A 26,670-nucleotide genomic window follows, 5' to 3' on the forward strand; every position below is an offset into this window, starting at 1 on the left:
CGACGGGAAGCTGAGTAACTTATGGACGCCTTGATCCAGATTATCGTGATGATCACGAACGCGATCGTGATGCTTGTCATCATCCAGTTCGTGATCGGATTGCTGTTCGCATTCAACGTCATCAACCGCAGCAACGAGTTCATGACGCAGGTCTTCAACTCTATCAACGCCCTGCTCGAGCCGATCCTGCGTCCGATTCGCAAGCTGATCCCGAATACGGGCGCGATCGATTTCTCACCGCTCGTGCTGATCCTGCTGCTAAATGCGGTGGTGATCGTCCTTACCAGCATTGCGCGCTGATCCGATGGGCGAAGCGGTGCGCATCGACGGAAAGGCATTTGCCGCGCGTTTGAGGGAGCGGGTCGGCGAGTACGCCAGCGCGTTCGTGGACAGGGCCGGGCGCAAAGCAGGTCTCGCCGTCGTTCTGGTTGGCGAGGATCCGGCGAGCAAGGTCTATGTCGGCGCGAAGGGGAAAGCGACGCTCGCGGCGAACATGAACAGCTTTGAGCACCGGCTCGATGCGGATGTCTCGCAGGACGAACTGCTGAAACTGGTCGAGCGGCTGAATACGGACGATTCGGTCGACGGCATCCTCGTCCAGCTGCCGCTTCCCGGTCATCTCGACGAGCAGGCCGTGATCGCCGCCATCGCGCCCGACAAGGACGTGGACGGATTCCACGTCATTAACGCAGGGCGTCTGTCGGTCGGGCAGGCGGGGTTCGTTCCCTGTACGCCGCTCGGCTGCATGATGTTGCTCACCGACAGGCTGGGCGACCTTTCGGGGCTGGAGGCGGTGGTTATCGGACGCTCGAACATTGTCGGCAAGCCAATGGCGCAGCTGCTGCTCGACGCGAATGCGACGGTCACGATCGCGCACAGCCGGACGAAGAATCTGCCGGCAGTCGTGCGGCGTGCGGATATCGTCGTGGCGGCGGTCGGCAGGCCAGAGATGGTCAAGGTTGACTGGCTCAAGGACGGCGCGACGGTGATCGATGTCGGCATCAACCGCCTTGCCCCCGAACCGGGCGAGGAGAAGGGGCGGCTCGTCGGCGATGTCGCCTATGACGAGGCGTTCGCAAAGGCCGGAGCCATCACCCCGGTCCCCGGCGGGGTCGGTCCGATGACCATCGCCGTTCTTTTGCGGAATACGCTAGTGGCGGCGTACCGTAACGCCGGTCTCGAACTCGAAGAGGGGGCGCTGTGATCCGCGGCGCGCTGATCGTTGCAACTCTATCGGCGCTGGCGCTGTCCGGCTGCTCCACCGGCCCGTCGCGCGAGGTCATCGACCGCGCATTGGCAGGCGCGCCGGGCGAAGCGCAGCCGAGCGATATCGTTTCGACGGAGATCGCATTCTCGCGCGAGGCGCGCGAGGACGGGCAGTGGACCGCCTTCGCTGAATATGCGGGCGACGGCGCGGTGATCCATACGCCTGCCGGTCCGGTCGCGGCGCGGCAGTGGCTCGCCCAGCGCGCCGATCCCGCGGCAGCAGAGCAATGGACGCCGACCGCGATCTGGATGAGCTGCGATGGCGAAACCGCCGTGTCGCGCGGCCGATTCGCGCAGCCCGACAATACTTGGGGATACTACGCGACCGTATGGAAACGGCAGCGCGACAACTCCTACCGCTGGGTCTACCGGATCAGCGCTACCGACCCCGCCTTGACCGAGCGGCAACGAAGGGGGCGCGCCGAATTGCTCGATCCCGATGGCGTGATCGTGGTCGAAGGCGACCCGATGATCCGTGGCGAAGTATCCGAGTGCACTGCGCCCATGCCGCCGCCGCCCGTCACTGTCGTTCCTGCGGGCATGACTGGCGACAGCGCAACGTCGCGCGATCGTTCGCTCGTGTACGATTGGGGGCAGTACGCTGACGGACGCCGAACTTTCGGGGTACGGATCGTCCAGAACGGCGCATGGAAGCAGGCACTGCGTTTTGACGTCGGTGCTGACGGCGAGGTTGCGCAGCCGTGACGCAACTGTTCCTGTCGGCCTTCATTACCCTGTTCGTGGTCATCGACCCGCCCGGCTGCGCGCCGATCTATGCCGGGCTGACCAAAGGCGCGACTGCTGCGCAGGGCCGGACGATGGCAATCCGCGCGTGCCTGATCGCGGCCGCTATCCTGCTGGTCTTCGCGCTGTTCGGTGAGCAACTGCTCGCGGCCCTTCACATCGAACTCGACAGTTTCCGCATCGCGGGCGGCCTCATGCTGTTCTGGATCGCCTTCGAGATGGTGTTCGAAAAGCGGACCCAGCGCCGCGAACAGCGGGCTGAGAAAATTGCCGCCACGCCCGAAGTCGAGGACGTGTCGGTCTTCCCGATGGCGATACCGATGCTCGCCGGACCTGGCGCCATCGCGGCGGTCATGCTGCTTATGAACGAGGCCGCCGAGACAGCCCAGGCTTTGACAGTACTCGGGGCGCTCGCAAGCGTACTCATACTGACTTTGCTCGCGCTCATAGCGGCGCGTCCGATCATGCGGCTGTTCGGCGACAAGGTGGAAGCGGCGATCACCCGCGTATTAGGCGTCTTGCTGGCGGCGCTCGCCGCGCAATACGTGATCGACGGCCTCAGGGGCAGCTTCGGCGTCTGAGAGCCTGGCTACTGCAACGTAACGCGGCCGCCCTCGTTGCCGTCGTGCAGGCCGAAAAACTGCATCAGCTGCACGAGCAATTCGCAGCGGGTGGCGAGATCGGGCGCTTCCAGAAGCGCCTGTTTCGCGGCCGAATCGAACGGAGCGATCTGCGAAACGCCGTTGACCAGCGTCTCGTCGTCGAGCCGGGTGACCGAGTCCCAATCAACGCTGTAACCCTGCGCATCCGCGAACAGGCGCGCTTCCCCTTCGAGGCCGGCGCGCTCGACGCTGGACAGCACTTGGTCTTCCGGATCCTCGATCAGTTCTCCCTCGACCTGCCGGAAGGGGGTGGAAACATCGAGTTCGCGTAGCAGGCGGAAGCGGCTCTCCCCTTCGAGAACGATGTTGTAGCGGCCATCGTCCAGCGCCTCGAACTCGCCGATCTTACCGACGCAGCCGACGCTGTAGAGGGGCGCGCCGTCGCCGCGTTCCTGCGGCTGGATCATGGCGATCCGCCGGTCGCGGGCGAGCGCGTCGCTGACCAAGGCGCGGTAGCGCGGCTCGAACAGGTGCAAGGGAAGCTGCAATCCGGGGAACAGGATCGCGCCGGGCAGGGGGAAGATCGAAAGACGCAAAACCGACAACCTACCCGAACAATATGCGCGATAGGCGGCGGCGGTGTTCGACGACCCACGGGTCTTCGAGCCCTACCGCTTCGAAGATTTGCAGCAGCTTCGCCTTAGCCGCGCCCTCGTTCCATTCGCGGTCCGCTTCGATCATCGAGAGCAACTTGTCCGCTGCCGCATCGCGGTGTCCGGCGGCGAACGCCGCTTCTGCATAGGCGAGCCCTGCATCCATATCCGATGGATCGGCTTCTGCCTTCTGGCGAAGCGCCTCGACCTCGCTGTCGTCCGGGCGATCCGCGGCGAGTTCCAGCGCGCTCTTCGCCTGTGCGATTACGGGATCGTTCGCCAGCGCCGGGTTGGCCTCCGCTTGCTGCAGAACCGCCTGTGCCTCGTCGGTGCGGCCGCTCGCGATAAGAGCGCGCACTAGGCCGGCATGGGCTGCCCCATTGTCGCTTGCCATGTCCACGACCTGCGCGAAGATCCCTACCGCGCGCTCGCCGTCGCCTTCCGCCAGCACCTGCTCACCCATGGCGACATACTTGTCGATTTCTTCCTTGGACGGAGCACCGGGTTCGCCAGCGCTGTCCTGTGCGCCGCCAATCGGAAGCTTCTCGAGGAGCTGGTCGAGTACCTGCTTTAACTGCGACTCGCTGCGCGCCTGCGTCAGGTCAGCGACCGGCTGACCCTGGAACATCGCGTAGATCGTCGGGATGGACTGCACCTGGAACTGCGAGGCGATGAACTGCTCCGCATCGACATCGATCTTCTTGAGCACGACGCCCTTGTCCGCATACTCGCTCGCGACTTTTTCCAGCATCGGAGCGATCGCCTTGCACGGCCCGCACCAGTCGGCATAAAAATCGAGGATGACGAGGTTCGACATCGAAGGCTCGACCACCTCCGTGCGGAATTTGTCGACTGCCTTCTGTTCTTCGAGATTGAGGCCCATGCTCGCCAAGGTTGTGCTCCTGCGTGTAATTGTGTGTAGCGGCTAATGTGGGCTTTATGACACGAATTGAAAGGGCGGGCGACCCTCGGGCGGCCGGAAGTACGCGAGCGCCCGGTAGGTGAAATTACCCCTTGCCGGTCTTGGCACTCGCTGCTAATCGCCCGCTTCCCCACCGCGGTACCAGCGCCTTCGCGCACCGTCGGGACGCCAAGTGAGCGGGCGTAGCTCAGGGGTAGAGCACAACCTTGCCAAGGTTGGGGTCGGGCGTTCGAATCGCCTCGCCCGCTCCATTTGGATGCCGCAGCATGGATCGGCGGCGCTATGCGGCCTGCTGCTGCAATTCACTAAATTAAGGCAACGAAGCCGGATCGATCAGCACGCCGTCGATCGGAATGACTACGCCATTGCTCGCCCGGACGATGTCGTTTCCGAAAACGGCCGTTTGTCCAGTCTCGTTGCTTACGACCAGCTTGTCGCCTTCCATGCGAAAGGTGAGCGTACCTTTGCCGAAGCTCGTCATGGATACGCTGCCGCTGTTGTTTGCGAGCGCCTGGCGGATGTCGTCGGGCGTCAGCGCGCCGGGGATCATATGCTCGCGCAGCACGGCGGCGAGCACCGCGCCGTTCGTCTCGTCCCGCAAGGCTGATTGGGCGTCTTGTGAAAGTCCTTCGAACGCTCCGTCGGAAGGGGCGAGGACCGTGTAGCTTGCTTCGCCTCCCAGCACGCCATCAAGGCCGGTTCGTTCGAAGGCATCCGACGCAGAGGAGAACAGCCCGGCACTTGCAAGAGCTTCGGCCATGGTCGCATCGATAGGACCGTTTGCGGCGTTTGCCGTTTCACCAGGTTCGCTTCCGCACGATGCGAGAGCGGCTGCCATCAAACCGGCGATCGCGGCTCGCGTTTTCCATCTTGTCATCAGACGGTCCCTTACAGCACCAGATCGATTATTGCAGTGACGAGCTGTGTCGTCGGATCGACCTGATAAATCTGCCCATCCGCATAGCGGTAGTTCTCCTGCGGGGTGTCGTAATATTGGTCACGGTACCCGTAGGGAACGTTGTAAACATCGTACCCGCTCGGCATCGGGCTACCCACCGCGAACTGGTCGCCGGTAAGAAGAGCCGCAACCGACTGGATGACCTGGCTTTGGGGATCGACCCGGTAGATCGCGTTATCGGCGTAACGATAATCGGTGGGATCGTCGAAGCCGTAATAGCTCGAGTAGTAATCGGGTATCGGACGCGGTTCGTAATAGGACGGCCAGGTGTTGCCGATCCCCAACGCTCCGCCGAGCAGGGGGAGATAACCCAAGAGCCCATCGCCACGATAGCGCAGCAGATAGCCGTCGCTGTAGTAGTAATCCCCGCGGTCGGCGCCAAACAGGCCGAAGAAGCCGGGATCGTAATTGCGGTAGCGCTGCCGCGCTTGCCCCGGAGGCAAACAGCCGTTGCGCTTGCTGGCAAGACCGGGCGGACATCCGTCGATCAGCTGCGAGCGCACTTCGTACAGGTCGCTTAGCCCGCTGTACGAGACATTGCTCGTGCGGTCACGGTTGCCGTTCGTGCGAATGGCCGCGCTGCCGCCGCCATTACCGTTGCCGCGGCTCACGTTCGCATTGCCGTTGGCTCGGTTCGCGCTGGCGTTGCCCCGGTTTGCGTTGCCATTGCCGTTTGAACGAGCATCGTTGCGGCTGCCGCTCGCCCTATCGGCGTTGCCGTTCTGGTCGCCGCGACTCGCATTGCCGCCCCCGCGGTCGGCGTTTCCATTTCCGTTACCGCGAGCAGAAACTTCAGGTCCGCCACGGTTGCCACGATCGGCGTTGCCATTGCCGTTGCCGCGGTTTTCGTTACCGCCGCCGTTGCCGCGGTTTTCCTGCGCGGAGTGCGGTCCGCCGCCTTTTCCATTCCCTTTGCCCTGACCCTGGGCAAAGCTTGGCGGCGCCAAGGCTAAGGCCAGCGACGCGGCGCTCGCCGCAAGTGCGGTACGTTTAGTTTTACGCACAGGCAGTCTCCCAAAACATGTTCAGTGAAAATGACCGAGGGCGGGCCGCGTTCCTCGCGGCGCTTCAAGCGATTGCGCGCGTTTCATCGCGGTACACTGGGCGTTGGTCGGAACTGGCGCTTCGCAATGGCAACTCGCCCTTGCGTATTACAGGAGTTTATGTTTGGGGGATGTTGTTACGTAACATCATATCGCAGGATATAGCTTCTTCATGCAATTCTACGCGCCACGAATTCTCTCCACTTCTCTTATCGCAATGTCCGCCGCGCTGGCCGCGCCATCGGCCGCCCAGGATGCGGACGACACGCCGGCTGAGAGCGTCGGCGACGATCTGCACAACCGGGGAACGGAACTAGGCCCGGAGATCGTCGTGACGGTGGGTAGCCTCAACCAGCTCGACGTGCTCGCCGGAACGACGGTGGTCGAGGGTGAGGAACTGCAGCGCGACATGAGCGGGCAGATCGGCGACATTCTCGCCAAACAGGCTGGCGTGTCGACCACGGGCTTCGCGCCCGGTGCTTCGCGTCCGGTGCTGCGCGGCTTCGGCGGCGAGCGCGTGCGCGTCCTTGTCGACGGGATCGGCGTGATCGACGCCTCGGCCACTTCCGCCGACCATGCCGTGTCGATCGACCCTTTGACCGTCGAGCGGATCGATATCCTTCGCGGACCGGCAGTGCTTCTCTACGGCGGCGAAGCGATCGGCGGCGCGGTCAACGTCATCGATTCGCGCATACCGCGCCGCCCCGTCACCGAGCCCTTCCATGTCGATGCGATTGCCGAGGCCGACACGGTCAGCGACTTGCGCAGCATTGGCGGTTCGCTCGACGTTCCGGTAGGCCGCGATTTCGTGGTGCATGTTGACGGGTCGTACCGCAATACCGACGATTTCTCCGTTCCCGGTTACACCATCGCGCCCGAACTCCGTGCCGACCTTCTGGCCGATGCGGCGGAGGAAGAAGAGGAAGGCGAATTCGAAGAGGCGGAAGAGCTTCTCGAGGCAGCCGAACAGCGCGGCTTCGTCCCCAACAGCGCGACGGAAACGTGGAACGCGAATATCGGTGCGGCCTTCTTCCGCGACGACAGCACGCTCGGCGCATCCTTCGGTATCTACGATACGCTCTACGGCGTTCCCGGCCGCCCGGGCACGGGGCATCACCACGGCGAGGAAGGCGAAGCCGGCGAAGAACCCGGTGAGGTCGAGGAAGAGGGTGAAGAGCGCGTCACGATCGGCCTGAGGCAGTACCGCGCGGACCTGCGCGGCGCTGTCGACATCGGCGACGGCTTCTTCTCGCAGCTCATCACCCGCGTCGGTTACAGCGATTACACGCATACCGAATTCGAAGGCGACGAAGTCGGCACGGTCTTCGACGTTCAAGGTATCGAGGCGCGTGTGGAACTCGTCCAGAACGCAGCCGGTCCGCTGCGCGGATCGGTCGGCACCCAGTACTACTTCCGTGACTTCGAAGCGGTCGGCGAAGAAGCCTTTATCGCGCCAAACCGTACCGACCAGCTCGCGGTATTCGCCCTGCAGGAAGTCGAACTCGGCTCATTTCAGGTAGAGGGTGCCGCCCGCTACGAGATGACCGACGTAGATTCGGTGCAGCTCGGGATCGACCGCAACTTCGACAATGTCTCCGGCGCCCTGTCGCTGATATACGAAAACGCGGAAAGCCGGGGCGTTCGTATCGGCTTGACTGGCTCGCGAGCCGCTCGCGCTCCGAGCGCGGAGGAACTCTTTTCCAACGGTCCGCACATCGCGACGCAAGCGTTCGAAGTCGGCGATCCGGACCTAGAATCCGAAAGCGCATGGGGCCTGGAGGGCTTCGTGCGCGGCGCATTCGGCCCGGCCAATTTCTCGCTCTCCGTCTACAAGAACTGGTTCAGCGACTACATCTACCTGCAGGACATCGGGGTGGAAGAGGACGATCTGCCGGTATTTCAGTACTTCCAGGGGGACGCTGATTATTTCGGGCTCGAGGGCGAACTGTCGCTGCCGTTCTACCGGCGCGACGGCTTGACGTTCCTCGCCGACATTCGCGGCGACTACGTCGAGGCGAAGCTCGATGACGGAACGCCCCTGCCGCGTATCCCGCCTTTGTCGTTGCTCGGCGCTCTGGAAGCGCAGACCGATCCGCTCGACGCCCGCATCGAAGTCCAGTATTTCGGAGCGCAGGACGAGATTGCGCCGTTCGAGACGGAGACGGACGACTTTACCTTCGTCAATGCCTCGCTTGCGTGGAAGCCGATCCGCGGCGACAGCACGGTCCGCATCCTTTTAAAGGCGGAGAACATCTTCGATGTCACTGGCCGCCGCCACACCAGCTTCACCAAGGATTTCGTGCCGTTGCCGGGGCGCAACTTCAAGGTGAGCCTGCGCTCCAGCTTCTGACGCTGGTTAAATCCGGGGGCGGTCGCCGTTTACGCGGTGCTCCGCCCCTTCGGCTCGGCCTTCCGCTCGCGCCGCGCGAAGCTCCGCGTCGTGTGTCTTGTCGCGGCTGCGAATGTGATCAAGCGTTCCGCGCGTCTGCCCGTATGCGAACACCATCAGGAGGCCGCCTGCAATCGCGAGGTTCTTCAGCGCCATCTGTCCCTGCATCGGGTCGAGGAAGTCGTTGTGCGCGATGAGGATCGTGATGATGGTGAAACCGAACAGCAGGATCGAGGTGAGGCGCGTCATCAGTCCAATGGCGAGGAGCAGTCCGGCAACCACTTCGAAGATGCCGATGGGCAGCGCGAGCGATCCGGGGAAGTTCGAGGCTTCGAGTGTTTGCGTGATCCCGCTCGGATCGGCGATCTTCATGATGCCTGCCAGGACGAACAGGACCGCGATCAGGATCCTCCCGATTATCGCCGCAATCATCGCCATCGTTAACTCTCCCCGTTCGGCGCGGCAGGAGCAGCCGCGTGCCGCATCCTAACTCTCGGGCGCGAATGTCAGTTCCGCATGTTCGCGCAGCCGGTCCACCAGCGTCTCGCCGAGGAACGACCCCGGCGTGCCCACGCCGCCCGCTTTGCCGGTCTCCCCGCGCGTTTCGAGCAGCGCCATCGCGGTTTCCGCGATCATTCGGCTGGTCGAGCCGTAGCCGGGATCGTACTTTCCCTTCACCCCATAGCGCAACGTCTCGCCGTCCGGCATCTCGCCGATAAAGAGCACGTCGTAGAAGCCGTTCTCCCGCTCCTCCGCGCTCGGCCCCTCGCCGGGTTTGGGCGCGCCTTCGCCGCCCATCATGCTCTTGACGCCTTTCGCCACCGCTTCGGCGGCCTTCTTCCCCATCTCGCCGGGCGAGGTCAGCACCATCTCGTCGTAGCGGAAGTCCTCCCCGTAGGGATGGCCGCGCAGGTAATTGGTGCGGTGGACGTTCTTCGTATTGATGCCTGCCATCACGAAGGGCGCAGCCCACTTACCGAGATCGCTCTCGTAATGCGGGATGTTGCCGCTCGGCTGGTCCGGCCCGTCGAAGCCCGGCGTCAGCGCGAAGGGATTGGACATCAGCTTGAACAGCGAGGGGTTCTTCATCACCTGCTGCATCACGACCTTCATGCTCGCTGCGGTGCCGCCCGACCAGCTGCCCTCCATCGCGCGCACCCGTCCGCGAACGCGCGGGGCGGGCTTGCCGAAGCGGCTCACCGCCTCTTTCTGGAGCATCAACACGCCGAGGTCGAACGGGATGGAATCGAAGCCGGAGGAGAAGCAGATGCGCGCGCCGCTTTCTTTCGCGGCCGCATCGTATTTGCCGATCATGTCGTGGATCCAGGTTGGCTCGCCGGTGAGGTCGCAGTAGTCCGTTCCGTTCTCCGCGCACGCCTTCACCAGCGGCTCTCCGTAGAGCGTGTAAGGGCCAACGGTGGTGATGACGACTTTCGCGCGCTTTGCCATGGCATCGAGCGTCGCAGGTTCGTGGGCGTCGGCCACGATCACCGGCGTATCGGCGGGCGCGCCGATCAGCGTCCGCACGTCTTCGAGCTTCGCCTTGTTGCGTCCGGCCATCGCCCAGCGCGGGGCCCCCTCCTTGCCGCCGTACTCTCGCACGAAGTGTTCCGCGACGAGGCGCCCGGTATAGCCCGTCGCGCCGTAGACCACGATGTCGAATTCCCTGTCAGCCATACCTCGAACCTCTCCTTTGCCGCCCGGTGTGCGCCGGGGCGAGGGCGTTTGTCAAAGGCGCGGCGCCCGTTTGCGATCCGCGAGGTGGAACACATGGAACGCGGTACAGGGGTAAAAGCGACAAAGTGTCACTGTAGCGCGTTCCAAGCGTAACCCTGGCGCGCAAACTGTCGCGTTTCGGCGGGGCAGTGTAACCCGTTCCGATGATGCGTAACCGTAGCGATAGGCAATGCGTCGATCTGCCGGCAGAAGTGTCACCCTTGTCGTTCTCAAGCGTCACCCGGTTGGCGGCGATAGTTTTACCTGTCCGATGACGCAGCGAGATCATGGAGCCGGTTGCAGCATATTTCCGCGCAGTAGGAAATTAGCGAATGGCAACTGAAGGGCTTGTATAGGCAAAGGCTTTTTACTGAATCGACCGCAAACACGGTGGCAGCTTTTGCACCAGTAACAATTGGTGGCGAATGACCGAAATGGGGTGGTTAGCGGACTGGAATCTACGACGTTATCCCTTGATGAAGATCGCGTCGCCATAACCCAGCATCCAAGGCTCGCCGTGTGCAACAGGCGTTCTCCGTGCATACTCGGGAACCCTGACCTTGCTTTGATTAGTGATCGCATGAAGGAAATAGCCAAATGGCCTTAGGAACTTGGTGAAATCCGACAGGCTTGCTTCCGACTTTCCAGGAACTTCGAAACCCGCTTCAACCTGTATGATCTCGAATTTGCCCTGTTCAAGCGAGCGTGTCGCGCCCTTGAGGACGTCAAGGTCATGACCTTCGGCGTCAATCTTGAGTAGCTGTATAGTTCCGACCTTTTCCCGCTCGACAATGGTGTCGAGCGTTTCCACTTCGACCTCCTCAGTCGTGTCTGCGCTTACCCGGTCCGCATAGAATGAATTCAGCGCAGAAGCTTCGTGGAGATAGATTTTACGGCGTTCGGCCTTCTCTCCCAAACCAAGCTGGAATAATTTGACTTGCGGTATATCGCCCGTCCGCTTCGCCAAAGTTCGGTAAGTGCTTCCGACCGGCTCGAAAGCGTAAACTCGCGTTGCACCGAGGTGGCGCCGCCAGCGCATGATTGTTCGCCCGTCATTCGCGCCGACATCGAAAATCAGGTCATTCTTCGACCAGTCCCGAATGTCCGCAAGCGCCAGGTACGTATCAAGGGCGTACCGGTGATCTCTCGCTATGCGTTTGTCGATCTTGAACTGAAGCTTTCGAGCAATTGCACTAACCAAGTGAAATTTCCTCACTCTCTAACGATCTCAGCCCTTAACCAGACGCCGTGAACATTTACATAACATACCGTAACCTTGCGGCTTAGAGAGCCGATATCGGGTGGTGATCCGATCAACCGCTTTCGGCCGGCTACTGCGAAAAACAGCCAGTCTGTTATCAGGATAACTTACCAGGCAACTTAACGACCGTTTCGGGGTCGTTAGCGGATGGGCGGCTTTCAGCGCGGCATGCGCTATTGCTGACGCTCCATTACGGGATGCCGGGCGGCAATATGCGAGCCAGATCAGACGCCGCCTGTCACTCGCCTGCCAGTAGCGCTTCCATCACAGCCTCGGCAGGGTCACGCCTTTCTGGCCCATGTATTTGCCGGCGCGGTCTGCGTAGGTGACTTCGGGCCGCTCGTTGCCTTTCAAGAACAGGAACTGGCAGGCGCCTTCGTTGGCGTAGATCCTTGCAGGCAGCGGCGTGGTGTTCGAGAATTCCAGCGTCACGTGGCCTTCCCAGCCCGGCTCCAGCGGAGTGACGTTCACGATGATGCCGCAGCGCGCATAGGTCGATTTGCCGAGGCAGATGACGAGTACGTCTTCGGGCACGCGGAAGTACTCGACCGTGCGGGCGAGGGCGAAGGAGTTGGGCGGGATGGTGCAGACGTCGGTCTGCCGGTCGACGAAGCTGGTAGCCGCGAAATCCTTCGGATCGACTACCGCGTTGTCGACATTGGTAAAGATCTTGAACTCGTCCGCGACGCGCGCGTCGTAGCCGTAGGAGGAGAGGCCGTAGGAGATGCAGCCGTCTCGCCGCTGCGCTTCCACGAAGGGCTCGATCATGCCCCGGGTCTGCGCCGCTTCTCGAATCCACTTGTCGCTGAGTATCGCCATGCGCGGCATTAATTCCCGAAGGCGCGCATGCGGGCAAGCGCCATGCGGCGCTGTCCCCACCTAATCTATCTGGGGCGCACCGAGGTCGGGATTGATCGCGGCGATGTGATTAAGCCACTTCTTCGGGCGGCGCATCATGTCGTCCGGATACTCGACGGTAATGCCGACCAGCTTGGCGATGGTACCTACGAAATGGATGCAGTTGCGCGTTTCGAGGTCGTAATACTTCCCCGGCGCATCGCGCCACCCTTCCATCTCGCGGCGGATCGCCCAGTATTCCTCGTCCGAGATCGGCACGGTGAAGTGCCGGTTGGTCGAATTGATGTATTTGGGCTTCTCGATCAGGATGTCGTGGTAGACCGGCCCGCGCAGCACGGCGGGCGAGGCGCGCTTGGCGGTAAAGCCGTAGTTCTCGTTTACCGGCGCGCCGGTTTCCTCGAGCGTCCCTTCGAGCACGACGAAGGTATGCGGATAGCGGCCGAAGAGGACCGATCCGTTGAAGCTGTGGAAGCTCAGCTGAACCTCCGCCGCAGCGGCCTGCGCCCATAACGCGGCGGCAAACAGCACGAACAATCTGGCAAGGCGTCCCATGATGCCGGGGTTTAGCGGCTCGCCAGGTCCGCGCAAACCTTCTTGTTGTCAGTCCGGGTCGTCTGCCGCCAGCAGGCTCGCATTGCCGCCCGCTGCCGTCGTGTCGATGCACACCGCCCGCTCGGTCGCGAAGGCCTTCACATAATGCGGGCCGCCCGCCTTGGGGCCGGTCCCTGAGAGGCCTTCGCCGCCGAAGGGCTGACTTTCCACGACCGCACCGATCTGGTTGCGGTTGACGTAGAAATTGCCGACCCGGATGCGGCTTTCGACGAAGCGGCGCGTGCCGTCGATCCGGCTGTGGAGGCCGCAGGTGAGGCCGTAGCCGGTGCTGTTGATGTCGTCGACGACCTTGCCCAGGTCCGCCGCCTTGTAGCGGATGAAGTGCAGCACCGGGCCGAAGTTCTCGCGCTTCAGATCGTGGATCGAATTCATTTCGATGATGGTCGGCGCGACGAAGCAGCCCTGGCTCGTACCGCTCGGCAGCTTGCGCCGCCACATGGTCCGCCCGTTCTTCTTGCGGCGAGCGACGTGGCGTTCAAGCGCGGCCTTCGCGTCGGGGTCGATCACCGGGCCGACGTCGATGTTGAGGTTGACCGGATCGCCGATGTTGAGCGTCTCGAACGCGCCGCGGATCATTGTGAGCAGTTCGTCCGCCACATCGTCTTGCACGTAGAGGACGCGCAGGGCGGAGCAGCGCTGGCCCGCGCTCTGGAACGCGCCCGCGATCACGTCGCGCGTCACCTGTTCGGGCAGGGCCGAGCTGTCGACGATCATCGCGTTCTGCCCGCCCGTCTCGGCGATGAAGGTCGCGATCGGCGCATCGCGCGCGGCGAGCGTGCGGTTGATGATCCGCGCCGTATCGGTCGAGCCGGTGAAGGCGACGCCCGCGATGCGCGGGTCGGAAGTAATGGCTTCGCCGACCTCGCCCGCGCCGGGCAGGATCTGGAACACCTCTTCGGGAATGCCCGCTTCGTGGCACAGCTTTACCGCGAGTGCGGCCAAGAGCGGCGTCTGCTCCGCGGGCTTGGCGACCACGGTGTTGCCTGCCGCGAGCGCCGCGGCGGCGGGGCCGATGAAAATGGCGAGCGGGAAGTTCCATGGGCTGATCGTGGCGAAGACGCCGCGCCCGTGAAGCGAGATATAATTGTCCTCGCCCGTCGGTCCGGGCAGGTCGAAGCGGTGGGTGAACAGCCGCCGCGCTTCGACAGCGTAGAACCGCAGGAAATCGACCGCTTCGCGCAGTTCGAGCACTGCGTCGGGCAGGGTCTTACCTGCCTCGCGCTGGCACAGCGCCAGAAATTCGTCGGTATGCTCTTCGAACAGGTCGGCCGCCGCTTCGAGCAGCAGCGCGCGCTTCTCTCCGCCGAGCGAGTCCCAACCCGGCTGGATCTGCTGGGCGAGCGTGATGGCGGTTTCCACCTCCTCCACCAGCGTATCGCGCCGCGTGCCGACTTCGTGCGTCAGGTCCTGGGGCATGGTGATCGGCGCGGTCTCGCCTTCCGCGTTCGAGCGGAACGTTGGCTCCGCGTGCCAGCGGCGCTCTTCCATGGCGGCAAGCCGCTGCATCAGCGGTACGCGCACGAGCGGATCGGACAGGTCGATCCCGGCGCTGTTCTGGCGGTCCGGAAACAGATCGGTCGGTAGCGGAATGTTCGGATTGCGCAGCGGGTCCAGCGCGGCGAGATCGGCGACCGGGTCGGTCGTCAGTTCTTCCGCAGGGATGCCCGCATCCGCCATTCGGTTGACGAAGGAGCTGTTGGCTCCATTCTCCAAAAGGCGGCGCACCAAATAGGCGAGCAGGTCCTTGTGATTGCCGACCGGTGCATAGATGCGAACCGGCGTGCGCGCATTACCCTCGCGCTTGCCGAGTTCGGCGTAAATTTCCTCGCCCATGCCGTGAAGGCGCTGGAATTCGAAATCGTCGTTGTCCGCCGCCGCGCTCATCGCCTTGATCGCGCCGATCGTCTGCGCGTTGTGCGTGGCGAAGGCGGGATAGACCGCTTCGGGCGCGGACAGCAGACGCTGCGCGCAGGCGAGGTAGGAAACATCGGTGCCGAGCTTGCGGGTGAAGACCGGGTAATCGGTGAAGCCGCCGACCTGGCTCAATTTGATCTCGGTATCCCAGTAAGCGCCCTTCACGAGCCGGACGAACAGCTTGCGGTCGTGCCGACGCGCCAGCTTGATCGCCCAGTCGCACAGCGGAACGGCACGCTTCTGATACGCCTGCACCGCAAGGCCGAAGCCGGTCCAACCACCGGGCGAGCCGTTGGCGAACAGGCTGTCGTCGGCAACCAGATCCTCGAAGATGTCGAGCGACAGGTCGAGCCGGTCGGCTTCTTCGGCGTCGATGGTGAAGTGGATGTTTCCGTCGCGGGCGCGGCCGGCGAGATCGCGGACGATGGGGACCAGCGCCTCGCGCGCTTCGTCCGCGTGAAGGAAGGTGTATTTGGGATAGAGCGCGGACAGCTTCACCGAGATGCCCGGCGATTCCGCGATGCCCGCGCCCGGCTGGCGGACCAGCTTCTCGATCGCGGACAGATACGCCTCGCGGTAGCGCTCGGCATCGGCGAAGGTCATGGCCGCTTCGCCGAGCATGTCGTAGGAATGCGTCAGACCCTTCGCCCGCTCGGGCTTTGCGCGCTTCAGCGCCTCGTCGATCGTGCGTCCATAGACGAACTGCCCGCCGAGAATGCGCATCGCCTGCAGCGTCGCGGTGCGGATGACCGGCTCGCCGAGGCGGTTCATGGTGCGCTTCAGCGTCTTGCCCATGCCGCGCTGCTGTTCCTGCGGACGCTCGAGCACTTCGCCCGTCAGCATCAGCGAGAACGTCGCGGCGTTGACGAAGGTGGAGGAGGATTCGCCCAGATGCTCGCTCCAGTCGATCTCGCCCAGCTTGTCGCGGATCAGCGCATCGGCGGTGCGGCTGTCGGGGACACGCAGCAACGCCTCGGCGAGGCACATCAGCGCAATGCCTTCCTCGGTATCGAGGCCGAACTGGTGCAGGAACGCGTCGATGCCGCTCGCCTTGCGGCTGCGGGCGCCCTTGATCAGGTCCTGCGCCAGTGCGGAGGCCTTGTCATGCATCGCAGAGGCCGGCGCGGCCTGCCGCATCCGTTCCCGCAGGCACGTCTCTTCTTCCTCGCGGTAGGCGCGATGAATCGCATCCCTGTCGAGGGGCTTCAAAGCCGAGCTAGCGGTGTTGCGACGCGGTGCGATTACAGTTGCCATCATTGGCACGTAGGAGCGGCGCAGCACTCATGCAACCGAAGCGTGAAACGCTTGCCGTCTACGGAAAGGTGAGCGATTTAACCGCCTTGCAGCAAACGTCCGGCCACCGCGTCCAGTTTTGCGAGCAGTGTCTTGTCGTGCATTTCGACGGCGGTGATGACCGAATCCTCGAGCGCGAAATCGATCGGTGAGGGCGAGCGGTGTTCAGGCAGCGTCTTGACGAAATGCTCGATCGTCTTTCGCGCCATCTCGCTGTTGGCGTTGAGCTGTTCGATTACCTGATCGACGCTGACCGGTTCCTCGTCTTCCTTCCAGCAGTCGTAATCGGTGACGAGCGTCATCAACGCGTAGGGCAACTCCGCCTCGCGGGCGAGCCGCGCTTCGGGCATGGCAGTCATCCCGATCACGTCCGCACCCCACTGGCGGTAGAGCTTGCTTTCGGCGCGGGTGGAGAACTGCGGCCCCTCGATCGCCATATAGGTCGCCCCGTCGCTGACCTCGCCGCCGGCCATCTCGACCGCATCGGCGCACCACTGCGACAGGCGCGCACAGGTCGGGTCGGCCATCGAGACATGGGCGACGAAGCCGGTTCCGTAGAAACTGGCGGGACGGCCCTTGGTCTGGTCGATGAACTGCTCGACCATCACCGCGCGGCCGGGCGGAAGATCGTCATTCAGCGAGCCCACGGCCGATACCGCCAGGATGTCGGTGCAACCCGCCCGTTTGAGCGCATCGATATTGGCGCGCGCGTTAACCTCGCCCGGCACGATCCGGTGCCCGCGGCCGTGCCGCGGCAGGAAGCGCACCTTGGTATGGCCGATCCGCCCGCACAGGATCTCGTCGGACGGCGTACCCCACGGCGAGCTCACCTCGATCCATTGCTGGTCTTCCAGCGCATCGAGTTTGTAGAGGCCCGATCCGCCGATTATGCCGATCACCCATTCGCCGCTCATCGATCTGCTCCTGCTTGCGCGCACTCCGGCGCGCCGGTTTTGCATACAGCGCCGCTCCTACCCGCCGGTTAATATCCGCGCCAGAGCGAGCGCGAAAGTCGCCCGGCCGGGCGGGCCCGCCATTGACGCAGCGGCCTCTTCAGTGGCAACGCGGCCAGCCAACATACACGACGAATTGAAGAGATACCGCCCATGAAAACCCGCGCCGCCGTCGCCTTCGAAGCCAAACAGCCGCTGGAGATCGTCGAACTCGACCTCGAAGGGCCGAAGGAGGGCGAGGTGCTGGTCGAACTGATGGCGACAGGCCTGTGCCACACCGATGCATACACGCTTTCGGGTGCGGACCCCGAGGGCCTGTTCCCGAGCGTGCTCGGCCACGAAGGCGCGGGCATCGTGCGCGAAGTCGGACCGGGCGTGACCAGCGTAGCGAAGGACGATCACGTCATCCCGCTCTACACGCCCGAATGCCGAACTTGCGAATACTGCCTGAACCCCAAGACCAACCTCTGCCAGCGGATCAGGGAGACGCAGGGCAAAGGCCTGATGCCCGACGGGACGAGCCGCTTCAGCTACAAGGGCGAGACGATCTACCACTACATGGGCACGTCCACCTTTTCGAACTTCACCGTCCTGCCCGAAATCGCGGTCGCGAAGATCCGCGAGGACGCACCTTTCGACACCACCTGCTACGTCGGCTGCGGTGTGACGACGGGGGTCGGCGCGGTGGTCAACACGGCGAAGGTCGAGCCCGGCAGCCGCGTGGTCGTGTTCGGACTCGGCGGGATCGGCCTCAACGTCATTCAGGGCGCGAAGATGGCCGGCGCGGCGCAGATCGTCGGCGTCGACATCAACCCGGACCGCGAGGAATGGGGCCGCAAGTTCGGCATGACCGACTTCCTCAACCCCAGGGACGGCGGCGATATCGTCGAGCGGATCGTCAATCTAACCGGCGGCGGGGCGGACTACAGCTTCGAATGCATCGGCAATACTAACGTGATGCGCCAGGCGCTCGAATGCTGCCACAAGGGCTGGGGCACGAGCGTCATCATCGGCGTGGCGGGAGCGGGCGAAACGATCGAGACGCGCCCCTTCCAGCTTGTGACCGGTCGCAACTGGCGCGGCAGCGCTTTCGGCGGCGCGCGCGGCCGGACTGACGTGCCCAAGATCGTCGACTGGTATATGAATGGCCAGATCGAGATCGACCCGATGATCACGCACAAGTTCTCGCTCGACGAGATCAACAAGGGCTTCGACCTCATGCACAAGGGCGAAAGCATCCGCGGCGTCGTGATCTACTGATGACCGTCAAAGTCGACCTTGCGGAGAAGTTCGCGCAGTTCGAAGAGACTTACGCACCGCGCATCGTCGCGCGCTACGAGGGGCACGAGGTGCGCATCGCCAAGCTTGAAGGACCGTTCACATGGCACAGCCACGACCATGACGAGCTGTTCCTGCTGATCGAAGGGGAACTCGACGTCGAATTCCGCGACCGGACCGAAACGCTTCACCCGTCTGAGCTTCTGCTGATCCCTGCAAACACCGAGCACCGTCCCGTCGCGCGGCGCGGGACGGCGAAGCTACTGATGATCGATCCCGCGGAATCGCCCAATACCGGTAACCACGCCACCGCCACGAAGGCGGTCGCAATCTAGGAAGAAAGCCATGTTCAATCACATCATGATCGGCTGCAACGATATCGAGAAGTCGAAGGAATTTTACGACGCGGTGCTGGCCGTGCTCGGCTACGATGCCGAGCCGCTCAAGAACATCGGCCCGAAGGGCCACGTCCGCTATTTCTACATCCACAACGGCAACACGCTGTGCCTCACCGAGCCGATCAACGACGAGCCGGCAACCGCCGCCAATGGCAGCACGATCGGCTTCAAATGCATTTCGCCCGAACAGGTGAAGGACCTTCACGACGTCGCGATCGCCAACGGCGGCAGCAGCATCGAAGACCCGCCCGGCCTCCGTGAATCCTCGATCGGCGCGATGCACCTGTCCTACTTCCGCGATCCCGACGGCCACAAGCTGTGCGGCGCGATGCGGGTCCAGTAACCCTGATGGAGACGATCGCCACCAACAAGTCGCATGGCGGCACGCAGGGCGTTTACACCCATCATTCGGAAGAGACGGGGACGGAGATGACCTTCTCCGTCTTCGTTCCGCCGCATGAGACGGGCGCGAAGTTGCCGGTACTATGGTATCTATCGGGCCTCACCTGCACGCACGAGAACGTGACCGAGAAGGGCGAATACCGGCAGGCTTGCGCCGAGCACGGGATCATCTTCGTCGCGCCCGATACGAGCCCCCGCGGCAGCGATGTGCCCGACGCGGAAGACGAATTTGATTTCGGGAAGGGCGCCGGCTTCTACCTCGACGCGAGCGAAGAGCCGTGGACGAAGAACTACCGGATGCGCTCCTATATCGAGGACGAATTGCCTGCGTTGATCGCCGAGCACTTTCCCGCCGACATGGACCGGCAATCAATCATGGGCCATTCGATGGGCGGCCTCGGCGCACTTACCATCGGCCTGCGCAATGCGGACCGCTTCCGCTCGGTCAGCGCGTTCTCTCCGATCGTCGCGCCGGTGCAGGCGCCGTGGGGCGAGAAAGCATTCTCGCGCTACCTCGGCGACAACCGCGATAGCTGGGCCGAGTACGATGCCGTGGCGCTGATCGAAGGCGGCGCGCGGGTGGATCACATGCTGGTGGACCAGGGAACCGCCGACGACTTCTTCGCCGAACAGCTCAAGACCGGCCTGCTCGCGCTTGCCTGCAAGAAGGCCGGGATCGACGCCGCGATCCGGATGCAGGAAGGCTACGACCATTCCTACTACTTCATCTCGACCTTCATGGCCGAACACGTGAAGTGGCACGCAGAGCGGCTGGGATAGGGTATTGACGCCGAAAGCGAGGCGGAGACCGCCTCGCTGAAGGCTTACTCGGCTTTGGTCACTGGCGCTCGCAGCAAAACCGTCCCTCACGGCGCGCGGAAACAAAGCCCGCGCCTTCGTCATTGTTCAGATAGCGACCGATCGGAGAACGCGGTGGTCGCGGCGTCCGCCTGACCGCCGCACCGTGCGACGCGTTTGCTCCGAAACCAGACGGAACGGAGGAGAATAATGGCTCATAGCGGTCACAAACACGGGGGAGACGGTCCCTACTGGAAGTTCATGGCGATGATCGGAACGAGCACCGTCGTGATGTTCGGCCTGATGTATCTGAACACCTACACCATCGACCATGTCTTCTGGAGCGAGACCCGCTTCTGGATGGCGTTCGTCATGGGAGCGGCGATGATGGTCATCATGCTGCTTTTCATGTGGGGAATGTACAGAAATCCGAGGAAGAACTTCGTTATCCTGGGCGTCGCCGCCCTCGTTTTCGCAGGCGGCCTGTGGCTCGTGCGCAGTCAGACGACCGTGACCGGCGTCGAATACATGAAGGCGATGATCCCGCACCACTCGATCGCCATCATGACGAGCGAACGCGCGCAGATCGAAGATCCGAGGGTGCGCAAGCTGGCACATGACATCATCCTCGCGCAGCGGCGCGAAATTGCACAGATGCGCTACCTGATCGACGACATCGAGAAGAACGGGGTGCGAACCGAGCGCCGCTTGCCGCAGGAGATCGAACGATGAGAAAGTTCGTTCTTCCTATCGTCATCAGCCTCTCGCTGGCTGCGTGCAACGAGAACACCGCGCTCGGCAACGACCGCGAGGCGCAGCTCGATCGGCCGGAAGAGGCCGCTCCGATCATGAGCGCCGCAGCGGCGCTGAACAATGTTTCAACGGCCGTTATCAAGCCCGAAACGATGTCGCGTGCCGATCTCGCCGCGATCGGCCTCAACGACGGCGATTGCGTTTTCCGCCTGACCGAGGTGTCTTTTCCCGCGCTGGTCTACCGCAGCGGCGGCGGTGCGGTCATCAAGCTCAACGGCAAGCTGATCGAGCTGGACGCCGCGGGTCCGGGCCAGTTCGCCAGCGGCGATCTACGCGTCAGTACGCGGATGCTCGACTACGAAGGGGATGCCGGTTTGCAGGGAATGGAAATGATCGTCGTTCCGCCCGGCGCCGAGGATGAACTGGGTTACCACGGCTTTCGGTACTGCCGCGCCTGACGCAGGGCGGAACTGAGCGATACTTTCAGCTTAGACTTCGTACTTGCCGTCCACGCGGCGCAGGCATTTCGCGGCGCCGTCCTTCAGCACTTCGGGAAGTAGCTCTTCCGGCAGATCCTGATAGGACACGGGGCGCAGGTAGCGTTCGATCGCCATCGTCCCGACCGAGGTGCTGCGCCCGTCGGAGGTTGCCGGGAACGGCCCGCCGTGAACCATCGCATGGGTCACTTCGACGCCCGTCGGCCAGCCGTTGGCGAGCACGCGGCCGGCAATGCTTTCGAGCACCGGAAGCAGCGTCTTGGCGGCTTCGTAATCGCCTTCGACCATGTGCAGCGTCGCGGTGAGCTGGCCTTCGAGCGATGCGAGCACGCTGCGGATCTCGTCCACGTCGGCGCACCGGATCACGATGGAGGAGGGGCCGAACACTTCCTCGCGGTAGTCTTCGTCCGCCATGAAGTCCGCGGCGGACACGGTGAAGACCTGCGCACGGCCGCAAGCGGCGGAACCTTCCGCGCCCTGGCCGACCAGCGTCGCGCCGGACTTGGACGACAGCTTGCCTGCGCCCTGATCGTATGCACCCTTGATGTTCTTGGTCAGCATGGTCTGCGCTGCCGTGGTTCCGAGCGCTTCCTTGGCCGAAGCGAGGAACGTGTCGAGCGCGTCGCCCTTCACCGCCAGCACGATGCCGGGGTTGGTGCAGAACTGGCCTGCACCCAGCGCCAGCGATGCGACATAAGCGGTACCGAGCGCGTCCGCCTGTGCTTCCAACTTGTTCGGCAGCAGCACGACGGGGTTGATGCTGCTCATCTCGGCATAGACCGGGATCGGCACCTTGCGTTCCGATGCGTGCTTCATGAGGGCGAGGCCGCCGCCGCGCGAGCCGGTGAAGCCGACTGCCGCAATATGCGGGTTCTTGACCAGCGCCTCGCCGAGTTCGTTACCCGCACCGTTCAGGAGCGAGAAGACCCCGGCAGGCATTCCCGCTTCGCTGACCGCCTCGGTGATGGCAGCGGCAACCATTTCGGAGGTTCCGGGGTGAGCCGGGTGGCCCTTCACCACGACACAGCAGCCTGCCGCGAGCGCGGAGGCGGTGTCGCCGCCCGCGACGGAGAAGGCGAGGGGGAAGTTGCTGGCGCCGAATACGGCGACCGGGCCGAGCGGCACCATGCGCAGACGCAGGTCCGGCTTGGGCGGCGTGCGGTCGGCGTCTGCGTGGTCGATGCGGAGCGACTGCCATGCGCCGTTCTCGATCTCGTCGGCGAACAGGCGAAGTTGGCCGACGGTCCGGCCGCGCTCTCCGTTGAGGCGCATTTCCGGCAACCCGCTTTCCTTCATCGCGCGCTGCGTCAGGTCGTCGCCGAGCGCGTCAATCTTGTCCGCGACCAGGCGCAGGAACGCGGCGCGCTCTGCCAATGGGCGGCCCGCGTAGTCGGTCTGCGCGTCGGCAGCGGCCTTACAGGCGTCCTCGACGTCCTGCATGGTAGCGGTAACAAATCCGGGCGAAAGTTCGCTGCCGTCGGCGGCGTCGACTGCATTTAGATTGGCGGTACCGTCGCGGCGGTTTCCGGCGACGAACATTTGTCCTGTGAGTTTCAAGGCTGCATCCTGTCTGTTGGTGTTATCGGGCGTGACGAATAGGCCATCGAGATAGCCACTCTGCGCGAAATCTCAACCGACGTCGGGGCAACCGGACGCGCCGCGCGGATGAACGGAACTGGCGCGTGCCCTCTTCGGTTAGGGAAAGGACACAGCAAAACCCCCTGCAAGGAAAGAAAATGATCGAGACGCGCAACCCCGCCACCGGACAGACCCTTAAAGAGTATGAGGAACTTTCGCCCGAGGGGATCGAAAGCAAGCTGGCGGCGGCGCAATCGGCGTACGAGGCATGGCGGGTGAGCGACATCAGCGAGCGGACGCAGATCCTCTCCCGGCTCGCCGATGCCTACGAGGCGAACAAGGACGCGATGGCGCGCCAGTGCACGCGGGAGATGGGCAAGACCTTGTCTTCGGCCACGGCCGAGGTCGAGAAATGCGCGTCGCTGTTCCGGCATCTGGCAAAGAACGGTCCGCCCATGCTCGAACCGGAGACATGGGAACTGGACGGCGGCGGCACAGCCGAGGGGCGGTGGTTGCCTCAGGGCGTAGTGCTCGCGATCATGCCGTGGAACTTTCCCTACTGGCAGGCGGCCCGCTTCCTTGCGCCGACGATCCTTGCCGGCAATGTCGGCGTCCTCAAACACGCCAGCATCGTGCAGGGCTGCGCCAAGCTGATGGAAGACATGATGGGCGAGGCCGGCGCGCCCGAAGGCCTGTTCCAGAACCTGTGCATCAAGTCCGATGCGGTCGAGGGCATCATCGCGGACGACAGGATCGTTGCCGTCACCCTGACCGGCAGCGAGGGCGCAGGGCAGGCCGTCGCGCAGCAGGCGGGCAAGCAGCTCAAGAAAGTCGTGCTCGAACTCGGCGGGTCGGACCCGTTCATCGTCATGCCCAGCGCCAATCTGGACGAAGCGGTCTCGCAGGCGGTGAAGGCGCGCATCCAGAACACCGGCCAGTCGTGCATCTGCGGCAAGCGCATGATCGTTCACACCGATATTTACGACGAATTCCTAGAGAGGTTCTCGGACGCGATGAAGGCAGTGAAGGCGGGCGATCCGATGGAGGAGGACACGGACATGGGACCGCTTTCCAGTTTCGAGCAGCGCGATACCGTGATCCAGCAGCTCGAAGAGGCGACCAAGCACGGCGCGAAGCTGCTGTTCGGCGGCGAAGCCTTCGGAGATGACGGCGCTTATATTACTGCGGGTATTCTCACCGACGTCGCGCCGGACAACCCGGTGACGCAGGAGGAGATATTCGGCCCCGTCGCGATGCTCTTCCGCGCGGACGACATCGACGATGCGATCAGGATCGCCAACGACATTCCCTTCGGTCTCGGCTCCTCCGTCTGGACCAACGACGAGGGCGAAAAGGAGCGCTTCATCCGCGACATCGAGGCGGGCATGACGGCGGTGAACCAGTTCCTCGCTTCCTCTCCCGAAGCGCCGTTCGGGGGCATCAAGCGCTCCGGCCACGGGCGCGAACTCTCGCGCTTCGGTGTTCACGAGTTCATGAACTTGAAGACCGTCATGCTTCCCTGAGCACAGGTCGGAAAAGCTTCGGACCCGGACTCGGCCCTTGCGCGAAACAGTGTTGGCGGGCGCGGCATCTCGGCGCCAAGTTCGGACCCTTTCTGTAACCGGTTACAACAGCCGTTCAAACGTGATAGCGACGAGCGTTACGCGCGTCCGGCATCTCCCGGTCCGGCGCTTTATCTTGAAGGACCGATGATGAAAACCAAGCTCCCCCTTCTCGTAGTGGTCGCCGCGTTCATGGGAACGAGCGCGCTTGCCGGCACGGTATCGTCCCCCGACGGCAGCCTGACGGTCGAACTGAGTTCCGCCGGCGGTGTGCCCTTCTACCGGGTCGAGCGGAACGGCAAGGAAGTCATCGCGCACAGTACGCTCGGCTTCCTCTTCACCGATGCGCAGCCCATGCGGCGCAACTTCGTCATCGAGAACGAGACCACCACAACCCATGACGACACTTGGGAGCAGCCGTGGGGAGAGCGCCGCTTCGTGCGCGACCATCACAATGAGCTTGCCGTGACTTTCCGCGAAGTGCGCGAGGATTCGAAGCGCGCGCTGACCGTGCGTATGCGCGTGTTCGACGACGGGGTGGGCTTTCGCTACGAATTTCCCGAAACGGACGCGATGCCGGTCGCCAACATCGCCGAAGAACTGACCGAGTTCGTGATTGCGGACGAAGGCACGGCATGGTGGATCCCGGCGGGAAACTGGAACCGCTACGAATATCTATACAACGAAACGCCGATCGAAGGAGTTTCGACCGCCCATACGCCGATTACCATGCGGCTCGAGGACGGCACGCATTTATCCATCCACGAGGCCGCGCTGGTCGATTATTCGGGCATGTGGCTGCGGCGGATGGACGGACGCTCGTTCCGCGCTTCGCTCGCTCCGTCCTCGCGCGGCGCGAAGGTCGTCCGCGAGGGTGCGTTCTCGACCCCGTGGCGCACCATCCGCATCAGCGGCGATGCGGCGGGGCTCGTCGAAAGCGATATCGACCTCAACCTCAACGAGCCGAACAAGCTGGGCGATGTCAGTTGGTTCGAACCGGCAAAGTATATCGGGATCTGGTGGGGTATGATCTCGGGCCGGTGGTCATGGGGCTCGGGCGAGAACCACGGCGCGACGACCGAGCGGGCGAAGGAATACATCGATTTCGCTGCCGAGCACGGCTTCCGCGGCGTGCTCATCGAAGGCTGGAACGTCGGGTGGGACGGCAACTGGTTCGATAACGGCCGGCTGTTCAGTTTCACCGAGGCCTATCCCGACTTCGACTTCGAGGAAGTGACCGACTACGCAGCGTCGAAGGGCGTACACCTGATCGGCCACCACGAAACCTCGGGCAACATCGCCAATTACGAAGAGCAACTGGATGACGCGCTCGACCTTTATGCCGCGAACGGCGTTGACGTCATCAAGACCGGCTATGTTGCCGACGCTGGCGGGATCGTATCGTGCAACGCCGACATCGCCGATCCGTGCGAGGGCGAGGTCTTCGAATGGCACGACGGACAGCGGCAGGTTCAGCACCACCTCAAGGTCGTGCAGGAAGCCGCCGAGCACCAAATAGCGATCAATCCGCACGAGCCGGTAAAGGCCACGGGCCTGCGCCGTACTTATCCGAACTGGGTCTCGCGCGAAGGTGCGCGAGGGCAGGAATACAACGCGTGGAATGCCTTCGCGAACGGGCCGGAACACGACCCGACGCTGGTCTATACGCGGATGCTGTCGGGGCCGATGGACTACACGCCCGGCGTGCTGGGCCTCATCGGCGACAAGGGCGTGCCGATCGCCTCGACCAAGGCGAAGCAGCTTGGCCTCTACCTCGCGATCTACTCGCCGATCCAGATGGCGGCGGATTTCATCGAAAGCCTCGCCGCCAATCCGCGCGAGCTCGAGTTCATCAAACAGGTTCCTGCCGATTGGGCTGAAAGCCAGCTTATCGCGGGCGAGATCGGCGACTATGCGATCTTCGCGCGCAAGGACCGGAAGAGCGAGGACTGGTATGTGGGCGGCGTCAACGATGCGACGCCGCGCGATGTGTCGCTGCCGCTCGACTTCCTGGAAGACGGCAAGACCTACACCGCGACGATCTACAAGGACGGCGAAGGCGCGACCTACGAGACCGAGGCTCGCCACGACATTGCTTACGAAACGAAGCGGCTGCGCAAGGGCGATACCCTCGATCTATGGCTCGCACCGGGCGGCGGCGCGGCGGTAAGGCTCATCCCGAACTGAGCAAGAGCGAGCGGGAAGGGGCCACCGCTTTAC

General features: G+C 63.4%; 25 protein-coding genes and 1 tRNA gene. 14 read left to right on the forward strand and 12 right to left on the reverse strand.

Annotation, left to right across the window (positions count from 1 at the left end):
• The first annotated feature begins 21 nt into the window (after positions 1-21).
• The 4 genes from HUV48_RS07740 to HUV48_RS07755 are packed head-to-tail and all read left to right on the forward strand — an operon-like array spanning position 22 to position 2,591.
• Positions 22-300 carry a YggT family protein gene (locus tag HUV48_RS07740; protein WP_176267202.1) on the forward strand — a complete coding sequence of 93 codons (279 nt, stop codon included), beginning with the start codon at positions 22-24 and terminating at the stop codon, positions 298-300.
• A 4-nt stretch (positions 301-304) separates the two neighbouring features.
• Positions 305-1,204, forward strand: a complete 900-nt coding sequence (gene folD / locus HUV48_RS07745) for a bifunctional methylenetetrahydrofolate dehydrogenase/methenyltetrahydrofolate cyclohydrolase FolD (protein WP_176267341.1) — start codon at positions 305-307, stop codon at positions 1,202-1,204.
• A complete protein-coding gene (locus tag HUV48_RS07750) occupies positions 1,201-1,971 on the forward strand; it encodes a Cif family virulence factor (protein WP_176267203.1) in 771 nt (256 codons plus the stop codon). The genes folD and HUV48_RS07750 overlap by 4 nt, the downstream gene beginning before the upstream one ends.
• Positions 1,968-2,591, forward strand: coding sequence for a MarC family protein (locus HUV48_RS07755; RefSeq protein ID WP_176267204.1), 624 nt, complete (start codon positions 1,968-1,970; stop codon positions 2,589-2,591). Before HUV48_RS07750 ends, HUV48_RS07755 begins: the two co-directional genes overlap by 4 nt.
• An 8-nt stretch (positions 2,592-2,599) precedes the next feature.
• Here HUV48_RS07755 and HUV48_RS07760 read toward each other — a convergent pair whose 3' ends face one another.
• Together HUV48_RS07760 and HUV48_RS07765 are read right to left on the reverse strand one after the other, a co-directional pair.
• Positions 2,600-3,208: an LON peptidase substrate-binding domain-containing protein gene (locus HUV48_RS07760; protein ID WP_176267205.1), complete on the reverse strand. Its 609-nt coding sequence runs from the start codon at positions 3,206-3,208 to the stop codon at positions 2,600-2,602.
• A 10-nt stretch (positions 3,209-3,218) separates the two neighbouring features.
• Positions 3,219-4,148 carry a tetratricopeptide repeat protein gene (locus tag HUV48_RS07765; RefSeq protein WP_176267342.1) on the reverse strand — a complete coding sequence of 310 codons (930 nt, stop codon included), beginning with the start codon at positions 4,146-4,148 and terminating at the stop codon, positions 3,219-3,221.
• Between the two features lie 215 nt (positions 4,149-4,363).
• Here HUV48_RS07765 and HUV48_RS07770 point away from each other — a divergent pair.
• Positions 4,364-4,438, forward strand: a tRNA-Gly gene (locus tag HUV48_RS07770).
• A 59-nt stretch (positions 4,439-4,497) separates the two neighbouring features.
• On the opposite strand, the gene HUV48_RS07775 is transcribed toward HUV48_RS07770, so the two are convergent.
• Positions 4,498-5,064 (reverse strand): fasciclin domain-containing protein, encoded by a 567-nt coding sequence (locus HUV48_RS07775; protein ID WP_176267206.1) that lies wholly within the window; start codon positions 5,062-5,064, stop codon positions 4,498-4,500.
• A gap of 11 nt (positions 5,065-5,075) precedes the next feature.
• Complete coding sequence (locus HUV48_RS07780) at positions 5,076-6,149, reverse strand: hypothetical protein (protein WP_176267207.1); 1,074 nt, start codon at positions 6,147-6,149, stop codon at positions 5,076-5,078.
• A 211-nt stretch (positions 6,150-6,360) separates the two neighbouring features.
• Here HUV48_RS07780 and HUV48_RS07785 point away from each other — a divergent pair, with 211 nt between their 5' ends.
• Positions 6,361-8,538, forward strand: a complete 2,178-nt coding sequence (locus tag HUV48_RS07785; protein WP_176267208.1) for a TonB-dependent receptor — start codon at positions 6,361-6,363, stop codon at positions 8,536-8,538.
• Positions 8,539-8,544: 6 nt separating this feature from the next.
• On the opposite strand, the gene HUV48_RS07790 is transcribed toward HUV48_RS07785, so the two are convergent.
• The 7 genes from HUV48_RS07790 to mtnP all read right to left on the reverse strand — a co-directional run bounded on the left by HUV48_RS07790 (position 8,545) and on the right by mtnP (position 17,145).
• Positions 8,545-9,015 carry a DoxX family protein gene (locus HUV48_RS07790; RefSeq protein ID WP_176267209.1) on the reverse strand — a complete coding sequence of 157 codons (471 nt, stop codon included), beginning with the start codon at positions 9,013-9,015 and terminating at the stop codon, positions 8,545-8,547.
• A 48-nt stretch (positions 9,016-9,063) separates the two neighbouring features.
• Positions 9,064-10,254, reverse strand: a complete 1,191-nt coding sequence (locus tag HUV48_RS07795) for a saccharopine dehydrogenase family protein (protein ID WP_176267210.1) — start codon at positions 10,252-10,254, stop codon at positions 9,064-9,066.
• 505 nt (positions 10,255-10,759) lie between these two features.
• Complete coding sequence (locus HUV48_RS07800) at positions 10,760-11,509, reverse strand: FkbM family methyltransferase (protein WP_176267211.1); 750 nt, start codon at positions 11,507-11,509, stop codon at positions 10,760-10,762.
• 309 nt (positions 11,510-11,818) lie between these two features.
• A complete protein-coding gene (gene dcd / locus HUV48_RS07805) occupies positions 11,819-12,373 on the reverse strand; it encodes a dCTP deaminase (protein WP_176267212.1) in 555 nt (184 codons plus the stop codon).
• A gap of 60 nt (positions 12,374-12,433) precedes the next feature.
• Entirely contained in the window at positions 12,434-12,964 is a 531-nt protein-coding gene (locus HUV48_RS07810; protein WP_176267213.1) for a hypothetical protein, read from the reverse strand.
• Between the two features lie 48 nt (positions 12,965-13,012).
• Positions 13,013-16,192 carry a bifunctional proline dehydrogenase/L-glutamate gamma-semialdehyde dehydrogenase PutA gene (putA, locus tag HUV48_RS07815; RefSeq protein ID WP_404799928.1) on the reverse strand — a complete coding sequence of 1,060 codons (3,180 nt, stop codon included), beginning with the start codon at positions 16,190-16,192 and terminating at the stop codon, positions 13,013-13,015.
• A gap of 77 nt (positions 16,193-16,269) precedes the next feature.
• Positions 16,270-17,145 carry an S-methyl-5'-thioadenosine phosphorylase gene (gene mtnP / locus HUV48_RS07820; protein WP_176267215.1) on the reverse strand — a complete coding sequence of 292 codons (876 nt, stop codon included), beginning with the start codon at positions 17,143-17,145 and terminating at the stop codon, positions 16,270-16,272.
• Between the two features lie 192 nt (positions 17,146-17,337).
• On the opposite strand from mtnP, the gene HUV48_RS07825 reads away from it, so the two are divergent.
• The 6 genes from HUV48_RS07825 (at position 17,338) to HUV48_RS07850 (ending at position 21,271) form a co-directional block, all read left to right on the forward strand.
• Positions 17,338-18,444 carry an S-(hydroxymethyl)glutathione dehydrogenase/class III alcohol dehydrogenase gene (locus HUV48_RS07825; RefSeq protein WP_176267216.1) on the forward strand — a complete coding sequence of 369 codons (1,107 nt, stop codon included), beginning with the start codon at positions 17,338-17,340 and terminating at the stop codon, positions 18,442-18,444.
• Complete coding sequence (locus tag HUV48_RS07830; RefSeq protein WP_176267217.1) at positions 18,444-18,797, forward strand: cupin domain-containing protein; 354 nt, start codon at positions 18,444-18,446, stop codon at positions 18,795-18,797. Before HUV48_RS07825 ends, HUV48_RS07830 begins: the two co-directional genes overlap by 1 nt.
• A 10-nt stretch (positions 18,798-18,807) precedes the next feature.
• On the forward strand, positions 18,808-19,203 hold the full coding sequence (locus HUV48_RS07835) for a VOC family protein (protein ID WP_176267218.1): 396 nt from the start codon (positions 18,808-18,810) through the stop codon (positions 19,201-19,203).
• Positions 19,204-19,208: 5 nt separating this feature from the next.
• A complete protein-coding gene (fghA, locus tag HUV48_RS07840; RefSeq protein WP_176267219.1) occupies positions 19,209-20,042 on the forward strand; it encodes an S-formylglutathione hydrolase in 834 nt (277 codons plus the stop codon).
• Positions 20,043-20,270: 228 nt separating this feature from the next.
• Positions 20,271-20,792, forward strand: coding sequence for a DUF305 domain-containing protein (locus HUV48_RS07845; RefSeq protein WP_225871569.1), 522 nt, complete (start codon positions 20,271-20,273; stop codon positions 20,790-20,792).
• A complete protein-coding gene (locus HUV48_RS07850; protein ID WP_176267220.1) occupies positions 20,789-21,271 on the forward strand; it encodes a DUF6692 family protein in 483 nt (160 codons plus the stop codon). The genes HUV48_RS07845 and HUV48_RS07850 overlap by 4 nt, the downstream gene beginning before the upstream one ends.
• Before the next feature lie 30 nt (positions 21,272-21,301).
• On the opposite strand, the gene HUV48_RS07855 is transcribed toward HUV48_RS07850, so the two are convergent.
• Positions 21,302-22,849 carry an aldehyde dehydrogenase (NADP(+)) gene (locus HUV48_RS07855; protein ID WP_176267344.1) on the reverse strand — a complete coding sequence of 516 codons (1,548 nt, stop codon included), beginning with the start codon at positions 22,847-22,849 and terminating at the stop codon, positions 21,302-21,304.
• Between the two features lie 197 nt (positions 22,850-23,046).
• On the opposite strand from HUV48_RS07855, the gene HUV48_RS07860 reads away from it, so the two are divergent.
• Positions 23,047-24,411, forward strand: coding sequence for an NAD-dependent succinate-semialdehyde dehydrogenase (locus tag HUV48_RS07860; protein ID WP_176267221.1), 1,365 nt, complete (start codon positions 23,047-23,049; stop codon positions 24,409-24,411).
• Between the two features lie 189 nt (positions 24,412-24,600).
• Positions 24,601-26,637, forward strand: coding sequence for a glycoside hydrolase family 97 protein (locus tag HUV48_RS07865; RefSeq protein WP_176267345.1), 2,037 nt, complete (start codon positions 24,601-24,603; stop codon positions 26,635-26,637).
• Positions 26,638-26,670 lie beyond the last annotated feature (33 nt).

Origin of the sequence: Qipengyuania atrilutea (assembly GCF_013370205.1) — a bacterium.
Taxonomy (GTDB): domain Bacteria; phylum Pseudomonadota; class Alphaproteobacteria; order Sphingomonadales; family Sphingomonadaceae; genus Actirhodobacter; species Actirhodobacter atriluteus.

Excerpts from the sequence above, each read along its gene's own strand:
- HUV48_RS07860 (WP_176267221.1), top strand. The coding sequence starts at position 23,047 with ATGATCGAGACGCGCAACCCCGCCACCGGACAGACCCTTAAAGAGTAT.
- HUV48_RS07835 (WP_176267218.1), top strand. The coding sequence starts at position 18,808 with ATGTTCAATCACATCATGATCGGCTGCAACGATATCGAGAAGTCGAAG.
- HUV48_RS07855 (WP_176267344.1), bottom strand. The coding sequence starts at position 22,849 with ATGTTCGTCGCCGGAAACCGCCGCGACGGTACCGCCAATCTAAATGCA.
- HUV48_RS07830 (WP_176267217.1), top strand. The coding sequence starts at position 18,444 with ATGACCGTCAAAGTCGACCTTGCGGAGAAGTTCGCGCAGTTCGAAGAG.
- putA (WP_404799928.1), bottom strand. The coding sequence starts at position 16,192 with ATGGCAACTGTAATCGCACCGCGTCGCAACACCGCTAGCTCGGCTTTG.
- HUV48_RS07795 (WP_176267210.1), bottom strand. The coding sequence starts at position 10,254 with ATGGCTGACAGGGAATTCGACATCGTGGTCTACGGCGCGACGGGCTAT.
- HUV48_RS07785 (WP_176267208.1), top strand. The coding sequence starts at position 6,361 with ATGCAATTCTACGCGCCACGAATTCTCTCCACTTCTCTTATCGCAATG.
- mtnP (WP_176267215.1), bottom strand. The coding sequence starts at position 17,145 with ATGAGCGGCGAATGGGTGATCGGCATAATCGGCGGATCGGGCCTCTAC.
- HUV48_RS07865 (WP_176267345.1), top strand. The coding sequence starts at position 24,601 with ATGAAAACCAAGCTCCCCCTTCTCGTAGTGGTCGCCGCGTTCATGGGA.
- HUV48_RS07765 (WP_176267342.1), bottom strand. The coding sequence starts at position 4,148 with ATGGGCCTCAATCTCGAAGAACAGAAGGCAGTCGACAAATTCCGCACG.
- HUV48_RS07740 (WP_176267202.1), top strand. The coding sequence starts at position 22 with ATGGACGCCTTGATCCAGATTATCGTGATGATCACGAACGCGATCGTG.
- HUV48_RS07790 (WP_176267209.1), bottom strand. The coding sequence starts at position 9,015 with ATGGCGATGATTGCGGCGATAATCGGGAGGATCCTGATCGCGGTCCTG.
- HUV48_RS07825 (WP_176267216.1), top strand. The coding sequence starts at position 17,338 with ATGAAAACCCGCGCCGCCGTCGCCTTCGAAGCCAAACAGCCGCTGGAG.
- HUV48_RS07850 (WP_176267220.1), top strand. The coding sequence starts at position 20,789 with ATGAGAAAGTTCGTTCTTCCTATCGTCATCAGCCTCTCGCTGGCTGCG.
- HUV48_RS07810 (WP_176267213.1), bottom strand. The coding sequence starts at position 12,964 with ATGGGACGCCTTGCCAGATTGTTCGTGCTGTTTGCCGCCGCGTTATGG.
- HUV48_RS07775 (WP_176267206.1), bottom strand. The coding sequence starts at position 5,064 with ATGACAAGATGGAAAACGCGAGCCGCGATCGCCGGTTTGATGGCAGCC.
- folD (WP_176267341.1), top strand. The coding sequence starts at position 305 with ATGGGCGAAGCGGTGCGCATCGACGGAAAGGCATTTGCCGCGCGTTTG.
- fghA (WP_176267219.1), top strand. The coding sequence starts at position 19,209 with ATGGAGACGATCGCCACCAACAAGTCGCATGGCGGCACGCAGGGCGTT.
- dcd (WP_176267212.1), bottom strand. The coding sequence starts at position 12,373 with ATGGCGATACTCAGCGACAAGTGGATTCGAGAAGCGGCGCAGACCCGG.
- HUV48_RS07845 (WP_225871569.1), top strand. The coding sequence starts at position 20,271 with ATGGCTCATAGCGGTCACAAACACGGGGGAGACGGTCCCTACTGGAAG.